The organism is Mycolicibacterium aromaticivorans JS19b1 = JCM 16368 (genome assembly GCF_000559085.1).
GTDB classification, from domain to species: domain Bacteria; phylum Actinomycetota; class Actinomycetes; order Mycobacteriales; family Mycobacteriaceae; genus Mycobacterium; species Mycobacterium aromaticivorans.
Genome location: NZ_JALN02000001.1, coordinates 1,807,307 through 1,829,259 on the forward strand (window position 1 = coordinate 1,807,307; position 21,953 = coordinate 1,829,259).

Below are 21,953 nucleotides of genomic sequence, written 5' to 3' on the forward strand. Positions count from 1 at the left end.
ACACAATCATTGTGAAACTACAACCATTGCCGGGTCAACCCGGTGTGGCCCAGTAGACAGTGAGCGTCAGATTCAGCTACGGGTGTCGATGGTGGCGTAATCGCGTTCGGTGTAGCCGGTGTAGATCTGGCGCGGGCGGCCGATCTTGCTGCTGCCCTCGTCGTGCATCTCGCGCCAGTGCGCGATCCAGCCCGGCAGCCGGCCCAGCGCGAACAGCACGGTGAACATCCGGGTCGGGAAGCCCATCGCGCGGTAGATCACGCCGGTGTAGTAATCGACGTTCGGGTACAGCTTCCGCTCGATGAAGAAGTCATCGGTCAACGCGATCTCTTCGAGCTGCTTGGCGATGTCGAGAAGCTCATCGTCGCCGCCGAGCTTGCCAAGGATCTTGTCGGCCTGCTCCTTGACGATGCGCGCCCGCGGATCGTAGTTCTTGTAGACGCGGTGCCCGAAGCCCATCAGCTTCACGCCGTCTTCCTTGTTCTTGACCTTCTTGACGAAGGTCTGCACATCGTCCTGACCGACGCGGATCTTCTCCAGCATCTCAAGCACCGCCTGGTTGGCGCCGCCATGCAGCGGGCCCCACAGCGCGTTGATGCCGCCGGAGATCGAGGTGAACAGGTTGGCCTGCGACGAGCCGACCAGGCGCACCGTCGAGGTCGAACAGTTCTGCTCGTGGTCGGCGTGCAGGATCAGCAGCATGTCCAGCGCTCGCACGATCTCCGGGTCGACCTCGTAGGGCTCGGCCGGGAAACCGAACGTCATCCGCAGGAAGTTCTCCACCAGCGTCAGCGAGTTGTCCGGATAGAGGAACGGCTGCCCCTCGGACTTCTTATACGCGTATGCCGCGATCGTCGGCAGCTTGGCCAGCAGCCGGATCGTGGAGAGCTCCACCTGCTTCTTGTTCAGCGGATCCAGCGAGTCGGGGTAGTAGGCGCTCAACGCGTTGACCGTGCTGGACAGCACCGGCATCGGGTGCGCATCGCGGGGGAAACCGTCGAAGAACCGCTTGAGGTCCTCGTGCAGCAGGGTGTGCCGCTGGATCTGGGTGGTGAACTTCTCCAGCTGCTCGGTGGTGGGCAACTCACCGTAGATCAGCAGGTAACTCACCTCGATGAAGGTGGACTTCTCGGCGAGCTGCTCGATCGGGTAGCCGCGATAACGCAGGATGCCGGCGTCACCGTCGATGTAGGTGATCGCGCTCTTGGTCGACGCCGTGTTCACGAAACCCTGGTCGAACGTCGTGTAACCGGTCTTGGCCAGCAACGAGCCCAGCGCGAACCCGTCAGACCCCTCCGTCGCTTTCACGATGTCCAGGTCCAACTCGCCGCCCGGGTACTTCAGGGAGGCGGTCTCGTCGGTTGCGGCCACATGAACCCCTTCTGAGCTCGTCGACGCCTGCGAGGCGTCCGTATGTAGGTGAAGGTAGTCGCTATTCTGCCGATACGCCCGCGGGGGTTGGGCCCGGGGTCGCCCACGGCGCCCAGAGCCGGGTGAAAAGCCCGTACACCGACTCGATTCGGCGGCACACCACGTCCGGCTCGATCGGCGGACCGTCGGCGGTCCCCAGCCCGTTACAGGCCACTCCCATCACCACCGCCCAGGTGTCGAACAGGATGCGGATCGATGGGTGATCGGCTGTCACACCCATCCGCTGCGCCGCGACGTCCATCGCCCGGTGGTGGAAGCCGCCCGCGCGGAACATGAACGGCGCCAGCCCGAGCGCCGGGGCTGAATTCACGATCGTCAGCAACAGCCTCATCCGTTCGAACGATGCCGCAGACCCGTCCTGCTCGGTGCTGAACGTCTCGAGGTGCGCACGCGCCAGTGCGTCGTATTGGGTGATGTCGAGGGGCTGGCGCGCGAGGGCGGCGGCCACATCGCCTGCGACCTCGTCCATGATGGCGACCAGCACGGCCTCCTTGTTCGAGAAGTACCGGCTGAAGGTGCGCGGGGCGACCTCGGCGGCGGCGGCGATCTGCTCGACGGTGGTGTTGTCGTAACCCTGGTCGATACACAGCTGGACGGCCGCGTCGATCAGCGTCGCCCTGGTTCGCTGCTTCTTGAGTTCACGCAGGCCGGGAACGGAAACTTTCGCGACTGGGGCCATGTCGCGCCTCCCCCCCGCGCCGTCCCGGCGCCCCCCGAGGTCAAACCGTAGAGGATAGCGCCGAACCCACTTCCAGCGCGGCGATATCGGCGAATTCAGTGAAGGCGAGGTGCAGCCGATCGGCCATGATGTCGCCGCAGTTGTCGTAGTCGCCCGGCCCGATCACCAACTGTCCCCACGCCGCGGCGGTGATCGCACCCCACACCGACACGATCAGCGCCACCCGCTGGTCTCTCGGGTCGGTGCCCATGCGCGCGGCCACCGCCACTACCAGTGGCCGCAGCCGTGTCGCGGCCGCCGCCAGCCGCAACGCACTCGACGAGGAGATGACGTTGACCATCAACACCAGGCGGTGCGTGGTCAGCGGGCTCACCGCGCCGGAGGTGACGCCGCGCAGCGCCATGGTGTGGGCGCGGGCCAGCGCCGTCAGCGGCGGGACTCCCGAGTCGATGGTGGCGAGAGCGGTGACTGCGGCGTCGACGAGATCGTCGAGCACGGTCATCATCACCGCATCCTTGGTGGGGAAATACCGACTGAATGTTCGCGGTGACACCTCGGCTGCGGCAGCGATCTGCTCGACGGTGGTGTTGTGGTAACCGCGCTCGATACAGAGCGTGACGGCGGCGTCCACGAGCATGGCGCGCGTGCGTTGCTTCTTCCGTTCGCGCAGTCCCGGTGGTGGCTGCGCGATCACGTCGGCCACCCCTCGATCGTAGCCGTAACGTGCCGATTCACGGGTTCGCGGCCGGCACCCGATAGCGGACGAAAATCGGGACGGCCGCGGCCGCGATCAGCACGCCGACCACCACCAGCGCTCCCCCGCCGGCCGCGGCGATCGTGGTGCCGATAAGCGCGGCGGCCGCGCCGTGCACGGCGTCAGCGAGCCGCGGACCGCCCGCCACGACCACAGTGAACACCCCCTGCAGCCGACCGCGCAGGTCGTCGGAAGCCACCTCCTGCAGGATCGTCGAGCGGAACGCCGCCGACACCATGTCCGCTGCGCCACCAATCGCCAAGAACACCAACGCAATCCACAGCATGGTGCCGGTATGACCATGCGCGAGGCCTCCGGCGACGCCGAAGCCGACCATGGCCGCACCCCACACCACGATCGAGATCACCACGGCGAGGCCCTGACGCTGGATGCGGGGAAACCAGCCGGAGAACACCCCGCCGGCCACCGCACCGACCGACATCGCGGCCGCCAGCAGCGCGATCGTGGTGCCACCTTCGATCGGGGCGCCGAAACTCTGGTGCGCCATCTCCGGGAACAACGCCCGCGGCATGCCCAGAATCATCGCGATCAGGTCGACCACGAACGACATCAGCACGACCTTGTTGCCGGACAGGAATCGGAAACCCTCGACGACCGATCGCAAGGCATCGAAGCCCATGCCCCTTCCGCCGACGGCAGGCGGGATCGGCGCGAGCCGGAACGCGACCAGAACCGGCACCACACAGGTGAGCGTGTCGATCATGTAGAGGGTGGACAGGTCGACCCAGCGCAGCATCACACCGGCCATCAGCGGGCCGACGATCGCGCCGAACTGGAACACCGTGAAGTTCAACGAGTTGGCCGCGGGCAGCTGCGCGCCGGGCAACATTCGCGGGATGGCGGCCGCCCGGGTCGGGCTGTCGATTGCGTAGAACACCTGCTGCACCGCCAGCAGGCACAGCACCGCCCACACGTTGTTCAGTCCCAGGGCGGCCTGTAGCCACAGCAGCAGCGAGGACACCGTCAAGCCGCTGGAGGTGATGATCAGCAACACCCGACGGTCCATGGCGTCGGCCCAGGCCCCGCCGAGCAGCCCGAACACCACCAGCGGCACGAGCGCGAACACCCCGGACAGCCCGACGTACGCCGAGTTGTGGGTCAGTGCGTACAGCTGGACGGGGACGGCGAAGATGGTGAGGTTGGCCCCGATGACCGTGATGACGCCGGCCACCCACAGCCGGCGGAAATCCGGCGTTCTCAGTGGGGTGGTGTCGGCAAAGAGCCGCGCCACCTACGGCTGCAGACGCTCGATGCTCACGCCCGATGTCGCCGGCCCGGCGGCTCCGACCGCGCCGCTCACGCGAATTCGGTTGTGCACCCGATTCTCCCGGCCCTGCCAGAACTCGACCACCTCGGGGGCGATCCGGTAACCACCCCAGTGCGGGCGTACCGGCACCATCTCGTCGGCGGCGAAGCGTTCAGTGACCTCGGCGAGCTGAGCGAGCAGCTCGGCGCGGGAGCCGATCGGGCGCGACTGCGCAGACGCCCAGGCCCCCAGCTGGGATCCGCGTGGGCGTTTGGACCAATACTCTTCGGTCTCCTGCGCGCTGACCTTGGTCACGGCGCCGCGGATGTGCACCTGTCGTCCCAGCGCGTACCAGGGGAACGTCACCGCGGCATACGGAGTCGCCGCGAGCTCATCGCCCTTGGCAGAGTCGTAGTTGGTGTAGAAGGTGATCCCGGTCTCGTCCACGCTTTTGCACAACACCGTGCGGCTGACCGGTCTTCCCGAGTCTGATCCCGTGCCGATGGTCGCCAGCACCATGGCGTTGGGCTCGGCGATCCCGGCCGCTTCGGCGTCGGCTATCCACCTGTGCAACAGGGCAAGCCAACCGTCGGCGAGCCAGTCGACATCGAGGTCGCTGCTGCCGTCTTTCTCGACCGAGCCGTACTCAACGCGCATCGCCGCGAGGCGATCGTCCTTGGGCGTCTCCACGGCCCAACGGTACGCCGCAAACATTCGGCTGCCGGTTGCCGACCGGCAGCGACGACCCGATAGCCGAGTGGGAGAATCCACCCATGACGGTGGTACCCGACGATTTCGTGCCCGGCCTCGAAGGGGTGGTGGCCTTCACCACCGAGATCGCAGAACCTGATCGAGACGGCGGCGCACTGCGCTATCGCGGTGTGGACATCGAGGAACTGGTCGGCAATCGCGTGACGTTCGGCGACGTGTGGGCGTTGCTGGTCGACGGCAGGTTCGGCAACGGTCTGCGCCCCGCCGAGCCGTTCCCGCTACCCATCCACACCGGCGACGTCCGAGTCGACGTTCAGGCCGGCCTGGCGATGCTGGCACCGATCTGGGGGTACGCACCGCTGCTCGACATCGATGGCGAAACTGCCCGCGATCATCTCGCGAGGGCGTCGGTGATGGCACTGTCCTACGTCGCCCAGTCCGCCCGCGGTATCTACCGGCCGGCGGTGCCTCAGCGCGTGATCGACGAATGCGACACTGTCACAGAACGTTTCATGACCCGCTGGCAGGGTGAGCCGGATCCACGGCACGTGGAGGCCATTGACGCCTACTGGGTGTCGGCGGCCGAACACGGGATGAACGCCTCCACGTTCACCGCGCGCGTGATCGCCTCGACCGGAGCGGATGTCGCGGCCGCGATGTCGGGAGCGATCGGCGCGATGAGCGGCCCGCTGCACGGCGGCGCGCCCGCCCGGGTGCTGCCGATGATCGAGGAAGTCGAACGCACCGGGGACGCCCGCGCCGTGGTCAAGGGCGTCCTGGACCGCAACGAGAAGCTGATGGGCTTCGGCCACCGGGTCTACCGGGCCGAGGACCCGCGCGCACGGGTGCTGCGGGCCACCGCCAAGCGGCTGCAGGCACCGCGGTACGAGGTGGCTGTCGCACTCGAGCAGGCGGCGCTGGCCGAGCTGCGCGAGCGGCGTCCGGACCGGGCGATCGAGACCAACGTGGAGTTCTGGGCCGCGGTCATCCTGGACTTCGCCCAGGTGCCCGCCAAGATGATGCCCGCGATGTTCACCTGCGGTCGCACCGCCGGGTGGTGCGCCCACATCCTGGAGCAGAAGCGGCTCGGCAAGCTGGTCCGCCCCTCGGCCATCTATGTCGGTCCGGCTCCCAGGCCGCCGGACGCGGTGCAGGGCTGGGACGAGATCGCGCATACGCCCGTCTAGTCAGGCCCTGAACGCCGAGCCCCGCTCCCGGTCCAGATACGTCTCGGCCTTGTTGCGCAGGAAGAACACGTACACCACCAGCGACAGCGCTATGCAGACCGTGACATAGCCGATGAACAGCGGTACCTGGCCCTGTTCCTTGGCCGCCTGGTAGATCAGCGGCGCCGTCCCGCCGAAGATCGAGTTCGCCAGCGCGTACCCGACCCCCACCCCGAGCGCCCGCACCTGCGCCGGGAAAAGCTCCGACTTCACCAGAGCGTTGATCGACGTGTACCCCGTCAGGATCACGTAGCCCACGGCGACCAGCGCGAAAGATGCCAGCGGCGAGCGGGTCTGGGGCAGGAACGTGATGAGGACATAGGTGTAGAACACTCCGCCGACACCGAAGAACACCAGCATCGGCTTGCGGCCGATCCGGTCGCTGACGATGCCGCCCACCGGCTGGAGCACCATCAAGAAGATCAGCCCGGTCAGGTTGACCCATGTCGCCGTCATGCCGTCGCCCTTGAACGCGGTCTTGACGATCGCGGGCGCGTTGACGCTGTAGGTGTAGAACGCCACGGTGCCGCCGAGAGTGATGAGGAAGCACAGCAGCAACGGCCGCCGGTACTGCGTCAACAAAGTCCGCATGGACCCGGCGCCGCTGTCCTGCCCGGCCTTGGCCGCCTCGATGACATCCTCGGAGAGTGACTCGTCCATGGTGCGCCGCAGCCAGAACACCACCACCGCGGCCACGCCACCGATGGCGAACGCGATGCGCCAACCGAATTCGCGCATCTGGTCGTCGTTGAGGAACGACTGCAGGATCAGCAGCGTGAACTGCGCCAGCACGTGCCCACCGATCAGCGTCACGTATTGGAACGACGAGAAGAACCCGCGCCGCTCTCGCGTCGCCGCCTCCGACATGTACGTCGCCGACGTGCCGTACTCACCGCCGGTCGCGAAACCCTGCACAAGCCGCGCGACGATCAGGATGATCGGCGCCGCCATCCCGATCAGCGCTTGCGACGGCACCAGCGCAATCATCAAGGAGCACAACGCCATCAGCGACACACTCACCGTCAGCGCCGCGCGTCGGCCATTCCGGTCGGCGTACCGGCCGAAGAACCAGGACCCGACCGGGCGCATCACGAACGTGATCGCGAATATCGCGTACACGTACACCGTCGAGTTCTTCTCGGACTCGTCGAAGAACTGGCCCTCGAAGTACGTTGCGAACACGGTGTAGACGTAGACGTCGTACCACTCGACCAAGTTGCCCGACGACCCTCGGATGGTGTTCCAGATCGCCCGCCGGGTCTGGGCGGCGCTCGACCGCGGCACTGTCGTGGTGGTCATCGTCGGCCTCCCTGTGTCAGCCCGAACCGTACTCCACCGCTGGTGTTTTCTGTCGGTACCCGGTGGTTGCATTGGAGGCGGCCGATGAGTTTTCCCCGGCCGCAATGTCTACATCGGTGGCGGCCGGCCGGCCGCTTCACACCACAGGAGGCTTCTATGACGATCGAGATCCAACCTGCGCTGTCCCCGCACCTGGTCGTCGACGACGCGCCCGCGGCGATCGACTTCTACATCAAGGCGTTCGGCGCCACCGAGATCGGCCGGGTGCCCCGGCCGGACGGGAAACTGATCCACGCCGCGCTACAGATCAACGGCGCCATGATCATGCTCAACGACGATTTTCCGGAGGCGTCCGGCGGCAAGTCGATGACACCGCCTGCGCTGGGCGGCACCCCGGTGACCATCCATCTGACCGTCACCGACGTGGACCAGAAATTCCAGCAGGCGCTGGATGCCGGCGCCACCGTCGTGATGCCGCTGGACGACCAGTTCTGGGGCGATCGCTACGGCATGGTGCGGGATCCGTTCGGGCATCAGTGGTCGCTGGGACAGCCGGTGCGTGAGGTCAGTTACGACGAGATCCAGCGGGCGATGAGCCAGGCATGATGTAGGCGTGACCCAGGCTCGTCGCAAGATCCTCTACATCGACCTCGACAACACGATGGTCGACTTCGGCCATCGGATCGAGGGCCTCGATCCTGTCGTGGTGGACAAGTACCGGGGCCGGATGGATGAGGCGCCGGGCATCTTCGCCTTGATGCGTTCGATGCCCGGCGCGATCGAGGCGTTCACCGAACTGTCGACGCTGTTCGACACCTACCTGCTGTCCACCGCGCCGTGGCGCAACCCGTCGGGTTGGCAACACAAGATCGAATGGGTGCACGAACACCTTGGCGCCGAGGAGGATTCACCGGCGTACAAGCGGCTGATCCTCACCCACCACAAGGACCTCAACCGCGGCGACTTCCTCGTCGACGACCGGCCCAACAATGGTGCCGAGCGCTTCGAGGGCGAGTGGATCCGGTACGGCTCCGACCGGTTCCCGGACTGGGCCGCCGTGCTGAAATATCTGCGCGGGCAGGCCTAACGCAACAGCCCGGCGAGGAGCCGCCTGGCCAGCGGCGGCTCCGGCGCCGCGGCAGCCACCGCGACCATCTCGGACACGTCGGTGAACTTCACTCGCACCCGCCCCTCGGCGTCGCCGCGGGCCGTCTCGGCCGCGTCGATCGCACGCCAGCCGCGGGCGTCGACCACATCGGGTTGACGAGAGCGAACCAGCTTGTCCAGCAACGCCGGTCGCGCATCGGGGTCGCCGAGCAAGCCGGCGTTGAAGTCGTCCACCAGATTCGAGACAGTTTGCATGGAACAGGATTTGTTGGTGCCGATGAAACCGGTCGGTCCGCGTTTGATCCAGCCCGCGACGTAGGCGCCGGCGATGGGCGTGCCCGTGACGGGATCGATAACGCGCCCGTCCCGGTTGGGGACGACCGCGGCCGACTCGTCGAACGGCAGGCCGGCGATCGGGGCGCCGCGGTATCCGATCGAGGTGAGCAGCAAACCGGCCTCGAACTGCACCGGGTCTTCGGTTCCGGTGCAACGGAATTCGATACCGTCGACCCGTTCGGTGCCGAGCACCCGGTGCGGCGTCAGCCGGTAGGCCAGCCGGATGCGCCTACGGTCGATGCGGTCGGACGCGACAGGCAGTTTGGCCAAGATCTCGAGTTTGGCAGCAGTGACCGCATCGGTGGCGGTGGCCAGGTCCTCCTGCACCAGCGCGTGGTCGTCGGCGTCGAGGACGACCTCGGCCGTCGACGTCAGCCCGATCAGCTCCGGCAGGGTGAACGCCGAGTCGACCGGACGCCGCCGCGCCGCGATGACGACCTCGCGCACGCCCGAGCTTCGCAGGGCACTCAACGCGGCGTTCGAGATGTCGGTGCGGGCCAACTCATCGGGGTCGGCAGTCAGGATCCGCGCGACGTCGAGTGCCACATTGCCGTTGCCGATCACCACCACCCGTTCGTGGCCCAGGTCGACGGGCAGCCCGGCGAAATCCGGGTGGCCGTTGATCCAGGCCACCGTCTCGGTGGCGGTGCGCGCCCCGGGCAGCTCCATGCCGGGGATGTCGAGCCTGCGGTCGTGCGGGGCGCCGACGGTGTAGAGCACCGCGTGGTGGTGCTGCAGCAACTCCTCGTGGTGGACATGGTGTCCCACTTCGACATTCAGGTAGAACGTGAAGCGCGGGTGACTGCTGATCCGCTCGAAGAGTCGCGTCACTCCCTTGGTGTGCTGGTGATCGGGAGCGACGCCGGCACGAACGAGGCCGAACGGAGTGGGCAGTTTGTCGAAGACGTTGACCCGCACACCTTTCTGCGTCAGTAGCTCATCGGCGGCGTAGATGCCCGCGGGCCCGGACCCGACGACGGCCACCGTCAGATCCCCACCGGCACGACGCACTTGCGGCGCGGGCAGCACCGGGGCGAGCTTGGAGGTCGGCGGCAACTTCACCCCAGCGGGCCGCTCAGGGTAGAACGCCGCGTTGAGTTCGACGAACGGCAGCTGCTGCTCGGTCAGTTTGCTGTCCGGCGCGATCGCACCGACCGGGCAGGCGCTGACACATGCGCCGCAGTCCACGCATGCCACCGGATCGATGTAGAGCATCTCGGCGGTCGCGAAGCCCGGCTCATCGGGGCTGGGGTGGATGCAGTTGACCGGGCAGGCGTAGACGCAGGACCCGTCGCTGCAACACGACTGGGTGATCACATGGGGCACAGGCGTGAGTCCTTCGATCTACGCGGCGGCAACCACGTGCTGGCGGGCAGGCTCGCTGCGGAAGCGGCTCGGCGTACCGTCGATCCGGCAGATCCGCCAGACCAGCTTCGCGAGCGGGTTCATCAGCCCGGTGTCCTGGCACAGCATGCGGACGTCACCGAACATGTCGCGCAACATCTGTCGCGACTCCGGAGACTTGAAGAAGATCTCCTTGCGCACCGAGCGCGGGATGTCGAATTCCTTCCAGAACGCCTTCGGCGGCACGATGATCGCCGAGCACAGCACCCGCATCACGACCGGCACGTACAACGACAGCCAGAACCGCTTGCGGCGCGGCAGGTTCGGCACCCGCTTGCGCAGGTACTCGTGCGCGAACGAGATGTGCCGGGCCTCTTCGGCCACATGGATCGCCATCACCCGCTCCATGATCGGGTGCAGCGTCTTACCTTCGCGCAGAACGTTTTTCTGGGTATGGTCGATGGGCTCCTCGCCGGCGAGGATGCCGAACCAGAACGGGATCGGCAGCGGGCCCGCCACCAACGGGATCGCCGGCTGGACCCACTTGAGCAAGCGCGGCATGCCCGGCACGTCAGCGCCGATGTGGTTGACCATCTCCTGGAACATCATCGTGTGGTTGCACTCTTCGACCGCCTCGTGCAGGCAGTACCGGTATTCCGGAGAACCATTGGGCGCCCAGAACGCGTACTCCATCAGGCCCCGGATGAGGATCGACTCGAAGTGCAGTCCGACCTTCGCGACATTGGACTGACGCCACATGCCGATCTCGATCTGCCGCTCTTTGGGTTGCGACTGATACCAGGGATGCTGCCCGATCGGGTCGGTCGCGGGCAGGATCCAGCGCTCGTCGTCGGGTACCACGGCGAACTCGGGCGAATCCCAGTCGATGTCGGTGTACGGGTTGAAGTTTCTGCGCACCGACCCTTCGGACAGCGTCATCAGCTTCTCTACATAGGCGGTGTCGTCCAGCACGTCCATGTTGCCGCGCCAGCGCTGGATGATCTTGGTTCTCGCCATGACAGTCTCCTCAACAGAGGTTTACATTTGGGCGGGTGTTGTACAAACGGTACCGCAGGTATCGCATACATGTCCATACCCGGTTTCGGGCTCGCCCAACGCCTCGGTCTGCACCCTCTGTTTCATGGGCGAACGCACCGCCTCCTAGGCTTGGGGGCATGGCTGATGAGTTGACAATCCCCGCCGATCTCAAGCCCGGCGACGGTCGCTTCGGCTGTGGCCCCTCGAAGGTGCGCCCCGAGCAGCTGCACGCCCTCCAGGCGTCAGCCGCCCTGTTCGGCACCTCGCACCGCCAGGCGCCGGTGAAGAACCTGGTCGGCCGGGTTCGCGACGGTCTGCGCGAGTTCTTCTCGGTGCCCGACGGCTACGAGGTCATCCTGGGCAACGGCGGTGCGACCGCGTTCTGGGACGCCGCCGCGTTCGGCCTGATCGAGAAGCGCTCACTGCACCTCACCTACGGTGAGTTCTCCTCGAAGTTCGCCTCCGCCGCCACGGCCAACCCGTTCATCGACGACCCGATCGTGATCAAGGCGGACGCGGGCAGCGCGCCGGAGCCGCAGTCCGACCCGTCGGTCGACGCGATCGCCTGGGCGCACAACGAGACCTCGACCGGGGTCGCCGTGCCGGTTCGCCGGCCGGAGGGTTCGGAGAACGCCCTGATCCTGATCGACGCGACCTCCGGGGCCGGCGGGCTGCCGGTCGACGTGAGCGACGCCGACGCCTACTACTTCGCGCCGCAGAAGAACTTCGCCAGCGACGGCGGCCTGTGGCTGGCGATCGTCTCCCCCGCCGCACTGGCCCGTATCGAGGCCATCGCCGGGTCGGGCCGGTGGGTGCCCGACTTCCTGTCGCTGCCGATCGCAGTGGACAACAGCCTCAAGAACCAGACGTACAACACCCCGGCGATCGGCACGCTGGTGCTGATGGCCGAGCAGGTCGACTGGATGAACAGCCACGGCGGGCTGGATTGGGCGGTCAAGCGCACCGCCGACTCCTCGCAGCGGCTGTACTCTTGGGCCGAGGCATCGTCGTACGCCACCCCGTTCGTCGCCGATCCCGCGCTACGTTCGCAGGTGGTCGGCACGATCGATTTCACTGACGACGTCGACGCGGCTGCGGTGGCCAAGGCGCTGCGGGCCAACGGCATCGTCGACACCGAGCCGTACCGCAAGCTGGGCCGCAACCAGCTGCGGATCGCGATGTTCCCGGCGATCGAACCCGACGACGTTTCCGCGCTGACGCAGTGCGTCGACTGGGTCGTCGAACACCTCGGCTGACTTCTTCGTCATCCCCGCGTGTCCTAACCGTAATCAAGTCGGGGCTGAGTTAAAGTCCGGGCGAAGGAGGTCGACATGCGAGAACTCAGGGTGATCGGACTCGATGTCGACGGCAGGCACATCATTTGCGAAGGTCCCGACCCGGCCGACAAGTTCACCCTGCAGGTCGACGACCGACTGCGTGCCGCGGTTCGCGGTGACCGGTCGCTGGGCCAGACCCTGAGGGACAAAGAGGTCAAAGGCGTGTTGCGGCCAAGGGATATTCAGGCGCGCATCCGAGCGGGTGCGTCTGTCGAGCAAGTTGCCGCGTCATCCGGCATGGACATCAGCAAGGTCGAGCGATTCGCCCACCCGGTGCTCTTGGAGCGCTCTCGGGCGGCCGAGTTGGCCGGCGCTGCGCATCCGGTGCTGGCCGACGGGCCTGCGGTGACCACGCTGCTGGACACCGTCACCACTGCCCTGGTGGCACGGGGGCACAGCCTCGAGTCGACGTCGTGGGACGCCTGGCGCGGTGAAGACGGCCGCTGGGTGGTGCAGATGGCGTGGCAGGCCGGGCTCTCCGACAACGTCGCGCACTTCCGCTTCAGCCCCGGCGCGCACGGTGGAACCGTGTCTGCCCTGGACGACGCGGCCAGCGAGCTGATCGACCCGACTTTCGAGCGCCCGCTGCGCCCGGTGGCGGTCGTCGCGCAATTGGAGTTCGAGGAGCAGCAGCCCCAACCGGCTCCGGCTCCCGCCGAGGAGAAGCAGGCGCCTGCTCCGGCCTCGGCTCCCGCCCCCGCGCCGAGGGCCAAACGCGCCAAGGCCAAGCCGTCCGTCCCCGGCTGGGAGGACGTCCTGCTCGGGGTGCGTTCCAGCGGCGAGCGCTGACCGGCTAGTGAGCGGCGGCCATCGCCAACAGGGTGATCCACCCGCCTGCGACGCCGATACCGGCCCCGAGGACGAACCACCGTCGTACCGGAATGCGCCGCCAGCCCCATAACGTCGGTGCGAGTCCGCCGACGGCGATCAGGTTCAGCACGATCGCCACCAGCGGATGCACCCGCAGCATGCCGAGGCTGAGCACCACGATTGCGGCGCCCGTCACCGCGGCGACGAAGGCTGCCACGGTCAGACCGGTTCCCCACGGCGTTGTCTCTTCGTTCACGCGGAGATATCTACCTGACCCGCTCGTAGAACGCCAGCGCCGCCGCGGTCGCAACATTCAATGAATCGGTGCCCCGCGACATCGGGATGCGGACCCGGACATCGCTGGCCCGCATCACCGTCTCGGTGAGCCCGGGCCCCTCGGCGCCGACCAGCACAGCGACCCGGTCCCCCGCCAACCCGGCCATCGCCTCGGCCAGGGTCTGCGCCGCCGGATCGGGTGTCATGGCCAGCAGCCGGAATCCGCGCTCACGCAGCTCACCGAGATCGGCCGGCCACCGCTCGGCACGGGCGAACGGCACCAGCAGGGCGTGACCCATCGACACCCGAACCGCACGCCGGTACAGCGGGTCGGCACACCCGGAACCGAACACGACGGCGTCCACCCCGAGTCCGGCGGCATTGCGGAAAATCGAGCCGAGGTTCTCGTGGTCGTTGACGCCTTCGAGCACCGCGACCGTGCGCGCGTCGTCGAGCACTTCTGCCAACGTGAGCGTCGGTGGCCGGCGAGCCGCCGCGAGCACTCCGCGGTTGAGGTGGAAGCCGACCACCTCGGCCATCACCTCGGCCGTGGCACGATAGAACGGCGCCGGTACCCCGGACAGGTCGTCACCGAGTTCGGCCAGACGGCGGTCGGTACCGAGGAACGCGTGCGGCGTGAACCGTGAGGCGATCATCCGCTGGGCTACCAGCACACCCTCGGCGATCACCAATCCCTTGCCGCTGGGAAGGTCCGGTCGGCGGTCGACACTGTTGAGGTCGCGGAAGTCGTCGACGCGGGGATCACCCGGATCGGTGATATCGACGACTTCTATCGCGCCAAAAGCCTTGTCGCTCACGCGTCTTCGTCGACCAGGACGGTCATCAGGTCCGCGGCCCGCAGCAGGATGTCGCGTTCGTCGCTGTCCAGTGTCGCCAGCCGATTGCGCAGCCACTCCTGACTGGCCCGGCGCTCACTGTCGACCAGCGCCGCACCGGCGTCGGAAACCGCCACCAAGACCTGGCGACCGTCGGAGGGATGCGACGTGCGCACCACCAGACCGAGGTCGGCCAGTGACGCGATCACCCGGGTCATCGATGGTGGCCGCACCCGCTCCCGGACCGCCAGCGCCCCCGGCGTCATCGCGCCGTCCTTGGCCAGGGTCGCCAGAGCGGACAACTGCGACAGCGTTACCGGTGATTCGGGCCTGCGGAAGCGCAGCTGGCGCGCCAGACGCATGACAGCCAGCGACAAATCACTGGCCAATCGCAGGTCACCGTCTTTCACGACGCAAACAGTACGACACGACAACACCTGATAAATGATGAACCGACCAACTCCGACGGCTGCATTCCGGGCCATCTCACCCATCGGTTACCTTGGACGACAATGCCTTCCGATCAGCGCGAACCGAGCCCGGAGCCGGTGGCCGAACCCGAGCCCCCGCCGCTGCCCGCGGCGTTGCTCGATCCGTGGCCGGTGATCGTCGTCGGGGCCACGCTGTGGGCGCTGGTGACGATCGTCGCGTTCACCGTCGCGGCGTGCGAGTCCTGGCGCCCGGTCGCGCTCGCCGGGCTGGGCACCGGGGTCGTCGGCACCTCGGTATTCCTGTGGCAGCGCACCGCGGCACGGCGCGGGGCGCGAGGCGCGCAGACCGGCCTCGAGCCGCGCGGACAATAACCCCGTCACGACAAAGGAGAAACGATGGCAGCGCCGCTGTTGCAGGCAGAAATCGAGATCGACGCCCCGGTCGCCAAGGTCTGGACTTTGCTGTCGGATCTGGGCAACATGCCCAAGTGGAGCCCGCAGTGCCGGCTGATGAAGCCGCTCGGTGCGGTGAAACCGGGCACCCGCACCGTCAATCTCAATCGTCGCCACAACCTGTTCTGGCCGACGACGTCGACGATCACCGAACTGATTCCGGAGCGCAAACTGGCGTTCCGGGTCAACGCCAACAACACCGTCTGGAGCTACGAGCTCGAGCCGACCGCCACCGGCACCCGGGTCGTGGAGACCCGGCACGCCGAGAACGGCGTCAAGGCCGTGTCGGCGATGGCGGTGAACGCGGTAATGGGCGGCGTGCCCAACTTCGAGAAGGAGCTGGTCGACGGGATGAACTTGTCGCTGGCGCGCATCAAGGCCGCCGCCGAAGGTTAGGCCTGCTCGCCCGGTTCGGACGCCTCGGGACCCTCGGGTGCCTCCGGGTTTTCAAGGCTCGCCGGGCTTTCGGGCACCTGCGGGGTCCCCGAGACTTCCGGGGTCCACGAGACTTCCGGCTCTTCCGGCGTCGCGGGGGTCGCGGGGGTCGCGATGACCTCGACCACCTCGAGCACACCGTCGTCGTACGGGTCATACAGCGGCGATCCGGTACCCGCCGGCTGCGGGGTGTCCGAGTGCGCGCCGCAGCCGTATTCGAAGTCGACGACGCGGGAATCGGCCGCCATCTCGTTGCAGCACACCCCGAACATCGCGCCGAGCGCTCCGGCCAGCGGAACCATGAAGCCGCAATCGCGGCACACCCGCTTGGTCGCGCGGGCCATCGGTGAATCGGGGCCATGATCGCCGTCGTGCCAGCGCTGCGCGGTCTCGTCGCGACCGAGCGCGCTGAGCACCTGGCGACGGCCGAAGCCGAGCTCGAAGGCGGTGTCGTCGATCAGCGGATCCCCGGTGGCGGTGTAGCCGGGAGCCAGTCGCGGATCATCCTTGCCGGGCGCCAGCAGATCACCGGGGCTCAAGTCGCCGGGCTTGATGCGTTCGTCCCACGGCACCCACGCCGGCGCCAGCAGAGCGGTCGGGCCTGGCACCAGCACGACCTCGCTGAGGGTCGCGTGATCGGCGCCTTCGTAGGCAGCAACCACCACCGCCCACTGCCAGCCCTGATAACCGGGCATGTTCGCCAAGAAGCGATGCGTCGCCGCGGTCTCGTCCTCGAAGCTGACGCCGAGGTATTCGCCCACCGTGTCGCCGCTGTTTTCGACGATGGCCTGCCGTGCCTGCTCCACCGCACCGCTCAGTACGGCGGCAACCGCGTCCGACGGCGCGGCGGCCTGCGCCGGTGCCGTGGCTTCTTTCGCGTCAAGGGTGCTGTCCATCGTGACCAATCTTGCCTCACGGTCTGTGTGTGCAGCCACACCGGTCACGTGCGCGCCCGGCATGCCGGGATAGGGGACAATCGTGAGGTGTCTGAGAGCCGGCGTGACGAACCCCGCGCGAATCCGGCGTTCGGCCCCGATCGCCGCTACTCGGCGGGCGCATCCGGAGAGCACCCGGGCATGGCCAACTACCCCAGCGACGGGGACGGCTACCGGCGCTCGGAGGCCACCCGCCGGTCCAACCCCACGCCCAGCTCCAACCGTTACCTGCCGCCCCTGGGCGACCACCGCACCGAGAACCTCGGGCCCCCACCCGGACCGCGCAGCGCCGACGAACGGGCGACCCGGGGTCGCGGCGCCGCGAACCGCAGCCGCGAGATGGGCACGAAGGTGTATTCGATGGTGCACCGCGCGGCCACGGCCGACGGCGCCGACAAGTCTGGTCTGACCGCGCTGACCTGGCCGGTGGTCGCCAACTTCGCAGTGGACTCGGCGATGGCCGTCGCGTTGGCCAACACGCTGTTCTTCGCCGCCGCCTCCGGCGAGAGCAAGGGCAAGGTCGCGCTGTACCTGCTGATCACGATCGCGCCGTTCGCGGTGATCGCACCGCTGATCGGGCCCGCGCTGGATCGCGTCCAACACGGTAGGCGTGCGGCCCTCGCGATGTCGTTCGTCCTTCGCGCTGCGCTGGCGTTCGTGCTGATCATGGACTACGACGGCGCCACCGGCAGTTATCCGTCGTGGGTGCTCTACCCCTGCGCGCTCGGAATGATGGTGCTGTCCAAGTCCTTCAGCGTGCTGCGCAGCGCGGTGACCCCCCGGGTCATGCCACCGACGATCGACCTGGTGCGCGTCAATTCGCGGCTCACGATGTTCGGTCTGATCGGGGGCACCATCGTCGGCGGCGGTATCGCGGCCGGGGCGGAATACCTGCTCACCACCGTGTTCAAGCTGCCCGGCGCACTGTTCGTGGTCGTCTTCGTCGCCGTGGCGGGCGCCTCGTTGTCGATGCGGATCCCGCGCTGGGTGGAGGTCACCGAAGGCGAGGTGCCTGCCACCTTGACCTATCACGGCGAAAGCGGGCCGCAAGGCTGGGTCGATGAGCCGGCCGCGAAGACCGGCAGACCGCGACAACCGCTGGGCCGCAACATCATCACCTCGCTGTGGGGCAACTGCACGATCAAGGCGATGGTCGGATTCCTGTTCCTGTATCCGGCGTTCGTCGCCAAGGCGCACCAGGCCAGCGGCTGGGTACAGCTGGGCATGCTGGGCCTGCTCGGCGCCGCCGCAGGGATCGGCAACTTCGCGGGTAACTTCACCGCGGCCCGGATGCGACTGGGTCGGCCGGCGATGCTGGTGGTGCGATGCACGATCGCGGTGACCGTCATGGCGATGGTGGCCGCGGTCACCGGCAACCTGATCGTCGCGGCGGTGGCCACGCTGGTCACCTCGGGCGCGACCGCGATCGGCAAGGCGTCGCTGGACGCCTCGCTGCAGGACGACCTGCCTGAGGAGTCGCGAGCGTCGGCGTTCGGCCGCTCCGAATCGGTGCTGCAGCTGGCGTGGGTGATGGGCGGTGCGATCGGAGTGCTGGTGTACACCGAGCTGTGGGTCGGCTTCACCGCGATCAGCGCACTGCTGATCCTCGGCCTTGCCCAGACCATCGTCAGCTACCGCGGTAATTCACTGATCCCCGGCTTCGGCGGCAACCGCCCGGTGCTGGCCGAACCGGAGGGTGCATCGGCGGTGACTCACCGGTGAACCGCTTAACCCGATGGCTTTTGGTGATCGTCGTCGTGCTGGCGTCGGCCGGGGCCGGCGTGGCCGCATGGGCACTGACCCGCGGCACCGAATCGACTTTCCCCGAGATCAGCGCCTATTCGCACGGTAAGGCGGTGCGCATCGGGCCGTACGTGTACTGCAACGTGGTGAACCTCAACGATTGCCAGAACCCGCAGACCCAGGGCCAGCTTTCGGTCACCGAGCGCTACCCGGTGCAGCTCTCCGTTCCCACCGCAATCGGGCGCGCGCCATGGCAGTTGCTGCGCGTGTACGAAGACGAGCGAAATTCCACAACCACCATGTATCGACCCAATACCGAACTGGCAGTGACGATTCCGACGGTCGATCCGCAACGTGGCCGGCTCACCGGCGTCGTCGTGCAATTAGTCACCCTGGTGCAGGACCAGAACGGCGAGCTGCGCGATGCCCCGCATGCCGAGTGGTCAGTCCGTCTGGCCTGGCCCTAAGCCGCGCCGTGCCCGGCGGGCACCCGCTCACTCTCGCGCGTCGGCCCTGGCGGCGTTCCGTCACCAAATGGTCTGCCGCCCAGCGCTTCCCGACCATGCGGCGAAAGCCAGTTCGACAGGTCCGGGCCCTTCGGCACGACACCGGTGGGATTGATGTCCGAATGCACGATGTAGTAGTGCTGTTTGATCTGGACGAAATCGGTGGTGTCGCCGAATCCCGGCGTTTGGAACAGATCTCGGGCATACGCCCACAGCACCGGCATCTCCGCCAGCTTGGACCGGTTGCATTTGAAGTGGCCGTGGTAGACCGGATCGAATCGCGCCAGCGTTGTGAACAGCCGGACGTCGGCCTCGGTGATGCTGTCCCCCACCAGGTACCGCTGATCGGCCAGCCGCTCGGAGAGCCAGTCCAGCGCGGTGAACAACCGGTCGTATGCCTTTTCGTAGGAGTCCTGCGAGCCGGCGAACCCGCAGCGGTAGACGCCGTTGTTCACCTCGGTGTAAATCCTCTGGGCGACCTCGTCGATCTCGTCGCGCAGCGCCTCGGGGTACAGCTGCGGCGCGCCCTCGCGGTGGTAGGCGGTCCACTCGGTAGAGAAGTCGAGCGTAATCTGGGCAAAGTCGTTGGTGACCACCTGACCGGTGGGCACGTCGACGATCGCCGGGACCGTGATGCCTTTCGGATAATCCGGGAACCTCGCGAAGTAGGCGTCCTGCAGCCGCGGAATCTTCAACACCGGATCCACGCCACCGGGATCAAGATCGAAGGTCCAGCTGCGTTGGTCGTGCGTCGGACCGCAGAAGCCGATGGACAACGCGTCCTCCAGGCCCAGCAGCCGGCGCACGATGATCGTCCGGTTCGCCCACGGGCAGGCCCGCGCGACGATCAGCCGGTAGCGGTCGGGTTCGACGGGATATCCGTCAGCGCCGTCGGCGGTGATCCTGGTGGTGATGTAGTTGGTATCGCGATTGAACTCGCCGCCTCCGGCGACATAGGCACCCACGACTCCAGTCTGCGCCAGTTATGCGTCGAGCTCCCGCGCGACTGCCTTGACCACTTCGGACACCCGCCGGGCCACCTTTCGGTCCGGGTAGCGACCCTTGCGCAGCTCGGGCTGCACAGCGCCTTCGAGCAGGGTGATCATGTCCTCGACCATGCCGTGCAGTTCGTCCGGAGTGTGCTTGCGCTCGACGGGTGTGGCCTCACGCCGGGTCCTGGTCAGGCTTGGCGGCGGATCGATCAGCTTGACGCTCAACGCCTGTGGGCCGCGGCGCCCGGATGCCAGCCCGAACTCGACGCGCTGGCCGGCCTTCAGACCTTCGACGCCCTCAGGCAGTGCCGACGCACGGACGTAGACGTCCTCGCCTTCCTCCTGGGACAGGAAGCCGAATCCCTTCTCGGCGTCGTACCACTTCACCTTGCCGGTCGGCACTGGTCTCACCTGCTTGTCTGACGGGGTTCATGACAACATGACGAAGCGTCCCGCCGGTGCAGGACGCGTGCCGGTGATCCTACTCGGGAAGACCTACGGCCAGCACCAGAGTTTAGTTCGGTAGGCTGGGCAAACCGCTGGAGGAGACATGCGCCTGATCCTGAACGTCGTCTGGTTGCTGTTCGGCGGGCTGTGGCTTGCCCTGGGCTACCTGCTGGCCGCGCTGGTCAGTTTCGTTCTGATCATCACCATTCCGTTCGGCTTCGCCTCGTTGCGGATCGCCAACTACGCGCTGTGGCCGTTCGGGCGGACCATCGTCGACAAGCCGGGCCCGCGCCCTGGCGCACTGGTCGGCAACGTCATCTGGATCGTGCTTTTCGGCGTATGGCTAGCCATCGGTCACCTGCTGAGCGCGGCGGCAATGGCGATCACGATCATCGGGATCCCGCTGGCGCTGGCCAACCTCAAACTCATCCCGGTCTCCCTGGTGCCGCTGGGCAAGGAGATCGTGCCCGCCGATCACGCTCGGGTGGCGGCATGACCGTGGTCGGGCTGGGAGTGCCTGCGATCCGCCGCGACGACGACGTGCCGGCAGCGGACATGCCGCGCAGTGGACCTCTTGTCGACACGTTCGGCCGGGTGGCCACCGATCTGCGGGTGTCGCTGACCGACCGATGCAATCTGCGCTGTACCTACTGCATGCCTGCCGAGGGACTGGACTGGCTCCCCGGCGACGACCTACTCACCCGCGACGAGCTGGTGCGGCTGCTCACGCTCGCGGTGACCCGGCTCGGCATCACCAGCGTCCGCTTCACCGGTGGCGAGCCGCTGCTCTATCGAGGGCTCGAAGACGTGGTGTCCGCGGTGGCCGCTCTGAACCCGCGTCCTGAGATCGCGCTGACCACCAACGGGGTGGGCCTGGCCCGTCGTGCCCGGGCTCTGGCCGATGCGGGCCTGAATCGGGTCAACGTGTCGCTCGACAGCCTTGACGCGGGGCAGTTCGCCGCCATCACCCGGCGGGACCGCCTCTCCGACGTTCTCGACGGTCTGTCCGCGGCGTCCGAGGCCGGTCTCGGGCCGGTCAAGGTCAACGCGGTCCTGGATGCGGTCAGCGGCCTCGACGACGCCGTCGAGCTGTTGGAGTACTGCCTGCGATACGGCTACCAATTACGCATCATCGAGCAGATGCCGCTCGACGCCGGTCACCTGTGGCGCCGAGACGCCAACCTGAGCGCCGACGAGATCTACGCGGCACTGGCCGAGCACTTCACCCTCACCACGGATCCGGCACCGCGCGGGTCGGCTCCGGCCCAGCTCTGGCAGATCAACGGTGGCCCGGCGACGGTCGGGATCATCGCCTCGGTCTCGCATGCGTTCTGCGCGGCCTGCGACCGAACCCGCTTGACCGCCGACGGGCAGATCCGTAACTGCCTGTTCGCGGCCGAGGAGACCGATCTGAGGGCGCTGCTGCGCAAGGGCGCCGACGATGTGGCGCTGGAGTCGGCATGGCGCGCGGCGATGTGGCGCAAGGCGGCCGGCCACGGCATCAACGATCCGGATTTCGTTCAGCCCCAACGGCCGATGAGCGCGATCGGGGGCTGAGGT

General features: G+C 67.3%; 25 protein-coding genes. 11 read left to right on the forward strand and 14 right to left on the reverse strand.

What is annotated here, in order from left to right:
- Window positions 1-72: 72 nt before the first annotated feature.
- The 5 genes from Y900_RS08710 to pdxH form a co-directional block, all read right to left on the reverse strand.
- Entirely contained in the window at window positions 73-1,371 is a 1,299-nt protein-coding gene (locus Y900_RS08710; RefSeq protein WP_036341283.1) for a citrate synthase, read from the reverse strand.
- 61 nt (window positions 1,372-1,432) lie between these two features.
- Window positions 1,433-2,110 (reverse strand): TetR/AcrR family transcriptional regulator, encoded by a 678-nt coding sequence (locus Y900_RS08715; protein WP_051659970.1) that lies wholly within the window; start codon window positions 2,108-2,110, stop codon window positions 1,433-1,435.
- Window positions 2,111-2,150: 40 nt separating this feature from the next.
- On the reverse strand, window positions 2,151-2,813 hold the full coding sequence (locus Y900_RS08720) for a TetR/AcrR family transcriptional regulator (protein ID WP_036341285.1): 663 nt from the start codon (window positions 2,811-2,813) through the stop codon (window positions 2,151-2,153).
- A gap of 28 nt (window positions 2,814-2,841) precedes the next feature.
- Window positions 2,842-4,116 carry an MFS transporter gene (locus tag Y900_RS08725; protein ID WP_036341289.1) on the reverse strand — a complete coding sequence of 425 codons (1,275 nt, stop codon included), beginning with the start codon at window positions 4,114-4,116 and terminating at the stop codon, window positions 2,842-2,844.
- Window positions 4,117-4,788 carry a pyridoxamine 5'-phosphate oxidase gene (gene pdxH / locus Y900_RS08730; protein ID WP_036346244.1) on the reverse strand — a complete coding sequence of 224 codons (672 nt, stop codon included), beginning with the start codon at window positions 4,786-4,788 and terminating at the stop codon, window positions 4,117-4,119.
- Window positions 4,789-4,904: 116 nt separating this feature from the next.
- On the opposite strand from pdxH, the gene Y900_RS08735 reads away from it, so the two are divergent.
- Window positions 4,905-6,029, forward strand: coding sequence for a citrate synthase 2 (locus Y900_RS08735; protein WP_036341291.1), 1,125 nt, complete (start codon window positions 4,905-4,907; stop codon window positions 6,027-6,029).
- On the opposite strand, the gene Y900_RS08740 is transcribed toward Y900_RS08735, so the two are convergent.
- Window positions 6,030-7,367 carry an MFS transporter gene (locus tag Y900_RS08740; RefSeq protein WP_036341293.1) on the reverse strand — a complete coding sequence of 446 codons (1,338 nt, stop codon included), beginning with the start codon at window positions 7,365-7,367 and terminating at the stop codon, window positions 6,030-6,032.
- 156 nt (window positions 7,368-7,523) lie between these two features.
- Here Y900_RS08740 and Y900_RS08745 point away from each other — a divergent pair, with 156 nt between their 5' ends.
- Entirely contained in the window at window positions 7,524-7,973 is a 450-nt protein-coding gene (locus tag Y900_RS08745; protein WP_036341294.1) for a VOC family protein, read from the forward strand.
- 7 nt (window positions 7,974-7,980) lie between these two features.
- Entirely contained in the window at window positions 7,981-8,454 is a 474-nt protein-coding gene (locus Y900_RS08750) for a 5' nucleotidase, NT5C type (protein ID WP_036341296.1), read from the forward strand.
- Here Y900_RS08750 and Y900_RS08755 read toward each other — a convergent pair.
- Both Y900_RS08755 and Y900_RS08760 read right to left on the reverse strand, forming a co-directional pair.
- Window positions 8,451-10,136, reverse strand: coding sequence for an FAD-dependent oxidoreductase (locus tag Y900_RS08755; RefSeq protein WP_036341299.1), 1,686 nt, complete (start codon window positions 10,134-10,136; stop codon window positions 8,451-8,453). The genes Y900_RS08750 and Y900_RS08755 overlap by 4 nt on opposite strands.
- An 18-nt stretch (window positions 10,137-10,154) precedes the next feature.
- Window positions 10,155-11,171 carry an AurF N-oxygenase family protein gene (locus Y900_RS08760; protein ID WP_036341302.1) on the reverse strand — a complete coding sequence of 339 codons (1,017 nt, stop codon included), beginning with the start codon at window positions 11,169-11,171 and terminating at the stop codon, window positions 10,155-10,157.
- A gap of 158 nt (window positions 11,172-11,329) precedes the next feature.
- Here Y900_RS08760 and serC point away from each other — a divergent pair, with 158 nt between their 5' ends.
- A complete protein-coding gene (gene serC / locus Y900_RS08765) occupies window positions 11,330-12,448 on the forward strand; it encodes a phosphoserine transaminase (RefSeq protein ID WP_036341305.1) in 1,119 nt (372 codons plus the stop codon).
- Between the two features lie 75 nt (window positions 12,449-12,523).
- Entirely contained in the window at window positions 12,524-13,318 is a 795-nt protein-coding gene (gene sepH / locus Y900_RS08770; protein WP_036341308.1) for a septation protein SepH, read from the forward strand.
- Window positions 13,319-13,322: 4 nt separating this feature from the next.
- Here the strand turns inward: sepH and Y900_RS08775 are convergent, their stop codons facing one another.
- From Y900_RS08775 to Y900_RS08785, 3 genes are read right to left on the reverse strand one after another with little or no spacing between them, the layout of a single operon-like run.
- Window positions 13,323-13,595 carry a DUF2537 domain-containing protein gene (locus tag Y900_RS08775; RefSeq protein WP_036341311.1) on the reverse strand — a complete coding sequence of 91 codons (273 nt, stop codon included), beginning with the start codon at window positions 13,593-13,595 and terminating at the stop codon, window positions 13,323-13,325.
- A 10-nt stretch (window positions 13,596-13,605) separates the two neighbouring features.
- Window positions 13,606-14,433: a TrmH family RNA methyltransferase gene (locus Y900_RS08780; RefSeq protein ID WP_192827489.1), complete on the reverse strand. Its 828-nt coding sequence runs from the start codon at window positions 14,431-14,433 to the stop codon at window positions 13,606-13,608.
- The gene (locus tag Y900_RS08785; RefSeq protein WP_036346249.1) at window positions 14,430-14,861 is read right to left on the reverse strand and encodes an Rv0880 family HTH-type transcriptional regulator; all 432 of its coding nucleotides are present in this window, start codon (window positions 14,859-14,861) and stop codon (window positions 14,430-14,432) included. The genes Y900_RS08780 and Y900_RS08785 overlap by 4 nt, the downstream gene beginning before the upstream one ends.
- A 102-nt stretch (window positions 14,862-14,963) precedes the next feature.
- Between Y900_RS08785 and Y900_RS08790 the strand changes: the two genes are divergently transcribed.
- Entirely contained in the window at window positions 14,964-15,254 is a 291-nt protein-coding gene (locus Y900_RS08790; protein ID WP_036341314.1) for a DUF2530 domain-containing protein, read from the forward strand.
- A 24-nt stretch (window positions 15,255-15,278) separates the two neighbouring features.
- Window positions 15,279-15,731 carry an SRPBCC family protein gene (locus Y900_RS08795; RefSeq protein WP_036341317.1) on the forward strand — a complete coding sequence of 151 codons (453 nt, stop codon included), beginning with the start codon at window positions 15,279-15,281 and terminating at the stop codon, window positions 15,729-15,731.
- On the opposite strand, the gene Y900_RS08800 is transcribed toward Y900_RS08795, so the two are convergent.
- Window positions 15,728-16,666 (reverse strand): DUF3027 domain-containing protein, encoded by a 939-nt coding sequence (locus Y900_RS08800; RefSeq protein ID WP_081845291.1) that lies wholly within the window; start codon window positions 16,664-16,666, stop codon window positions 15,728-15,730. The two genes, Y900_RS08795 and Y900_RS08800, sit on opposite strands and share 4 nt — an antisense overlap.
- A gap of 180 nt (window positions 16,667-16,846) precedes the next feature.
- Between Y900_RS08800 and Y900_RS08805 the strand changes: the two genes are divergently transcribed.
- Both Y900_RS08805 and Y900_RS08810 read left to right on the forward strand, forming a co-directional pair.
- A complete protein-coding gene (locus tag Y900_RS08805) occupies window positions 16,847-18,427 on the forward strand; it encodes an MFS transporter (RefSeq protein ID WP_109751190.1) in 1,581 nt (526 codons plus the stop codon).
- Window positions 18,424-18,915 carry a DUF2771 domain-containing protein gene (locus Y900_RS08810; protein WP_036341327.1) on the forward strand — a complete coding sequence of 164 codons (492 nt, stop codon included), beginning with the start codon at window positions 18,424-18,426 and terminating at the stop codon, window positions 18,913-18,915. The genes Y900_RS08805 and Y900_RS08810 overlap by 4 nt, the downstream gene beginning before the upstream one ends.
- Here Y900_RS08810 and Y900_RS08815 read toward each other — a convergent pair.
- Together Y900_RS08815 and Y900_RS08820 are read right to left on the reverse strand one after the other, a co-directional pair.
- Window positions 18,912-19,919, reverse strand: a complete 1,008-nt coding sequence (locus Y900_RS08815) for a glutathione S-transferase family protein (RefSeq protein WP_192827490.1) — start codon at window positions 19,917-19,919, stop codon at window positions 18,912-18,914. The two genes, Y900_RS08810 and Y900_RS08815, sit on opposite strands and share 4 nt — an antisense overlap.
- A gap of 18 nt (window positions 19,920-19,937) precedes the next feature.
- Window positions 19,938-20,348: a cold-shock protein gene (locus Y900_RS08820; RefSeq protein ID WP_036341333.1), complete on the reverse strand. Its 411-nt coding sequence runs from the start codon at window positions 20,346-20,348 to the stop codon at window positions 19,938-19,940.
- A gap of 148 nt (window positions 20,349-20,496) precedes the next feature.
- Between Y900_RS08820 and Y900_RS08825 the strand changes: the two genes are divergently transcribed.
- Both Y900_RS08825 and moaA read left to right on the forward strand, forming a co-directional pair.
- Window positions 20,497-20,889, forward strand: coding sequence for a YccF domain-containing protein (locus Y900_RS08825; protein ID WP_036341336.1), 393 nt, complete (start codon window positions 20,497-20,499; stop codon window positions 20,887-20,889).
- Window positions 20,886-21,950 (forward strand): GTP 3',8-cyclase MoaA, encoded by a 1,065-nt coding sequence (gene moaA / locus Y900_RS08830; RefSeq protein WP_036341340.1) that lies wholly within the window; start codon window positions 20,886-20,888, stop codon window positions 21,948-21,950. The genes Y900_RS08825 and moaA overlap by 4 nt, the downstream gene beginning before the upstream one ends.
- The last annotated feature ends 3 nt before the right edge of the window (window positions 21,951-21,953 follow it).

Excerpts from the sequence above, each read along its gene's own strand:
- Y900_RS08715 (WP_051659970.1), bottom strand. The coding sequence starts at position 2,110 with ATGGCCCCAGTCGCGAAAGTTTCCGTTCCCGGCCTGCGTGAACTCAAG.
- pdxH (WP_036346244.1), bottom strand. The coding sequence starts at position 4,788 with ATGCGCGTTGAGTACGGCTCGGTCGAGAAAGACGGCAGCAGCGACCTC.
- Y900_RS08735 (WP_036341291.1), top strand. The coding sequence starts at position 4,905 with ATGACGGTGGTACCCGACGATTTCGTGCCCGGCCTCGAAGGGGTGGTG.
- Y900_RS08740 (WP_036341293.1), bottom strand. The coding sequence starts at position 7,367 with ATGACCACCACGACAGTGCCGCGGTCGAGCGCCGCCCAGACCCGGCGG.
- Y900_RS08745 (WP_036341294.1), top strand. The coding sequence starts at position 7,524 with ATGACGATCGAGATCCAACCTGCGCTGTCCCCGCACCTGGTCGTCGAC.
- Y900_RS08760 (WP_036341302.1), bottom strand. The coding sequence starts at position 11,171 with ATGGCGAGAACCAAGATCATCCAGCGCTGGCGCGGCAACATGGACGTG.
- serC (WP_036341305.1), top strand. The coding sequence starts at position 11,330 with ATGGCTGATGAGTTGACAATCCCCGCCGATCTCAAGCCCGGCGACGGT.
- sepH (WP_036341308.1), top strand. The coding sequence starts at position 12,524 with ATGCGAGAACTCAGGGTGATCGGACTCGATGTCGACGGCAGGCACATC.
- Y900_RS08790 (WP_036341314.1), top strand. The coding sequence starts at position 14,964 with ATGCCTTCCGATCAGCGCGAACCGAGCCCGGAGCCGGTGGCCGAACCC.
- Y900_RS08795 (WP_036341317.1), top strand. The coding sequence starts at position 15,279 with ATGGCAGCGCCGCTGTTGCAGGCAGAAATCGAGATCGACGCCCCGGTC.
- Y900_RS08800 (WP_081845291.1), bottom strand. The coding sequence starts at position 16,666 with ATGGACAGCACCCTTGACGCGAAAGAAGCCACGGCACCGGCGCAGGCC.
- Y900_RS08805 (WP_109751190.1), top strand. The coding sequence starts at position 16,847 with ATGGCCAACTACCCCAGCGACGGGGACGGCTACCGGCGCTCGGAGGCC.
- Y900_RS08825 (WP_036341336.1), top strand. The coding sequence starts at position 20,497 with ATGCGCCTGATCCTGAACGTCGTCTGGTTGCTGTTCGGCGGGCTGTGG.
- moaA (WP_036341340.1), top strand. The coding sequence starts at position 20,886 with ATGACCGTGGTCGGGCTGGGAGTGCCTGCGATCCGCCGCGACGACGAC.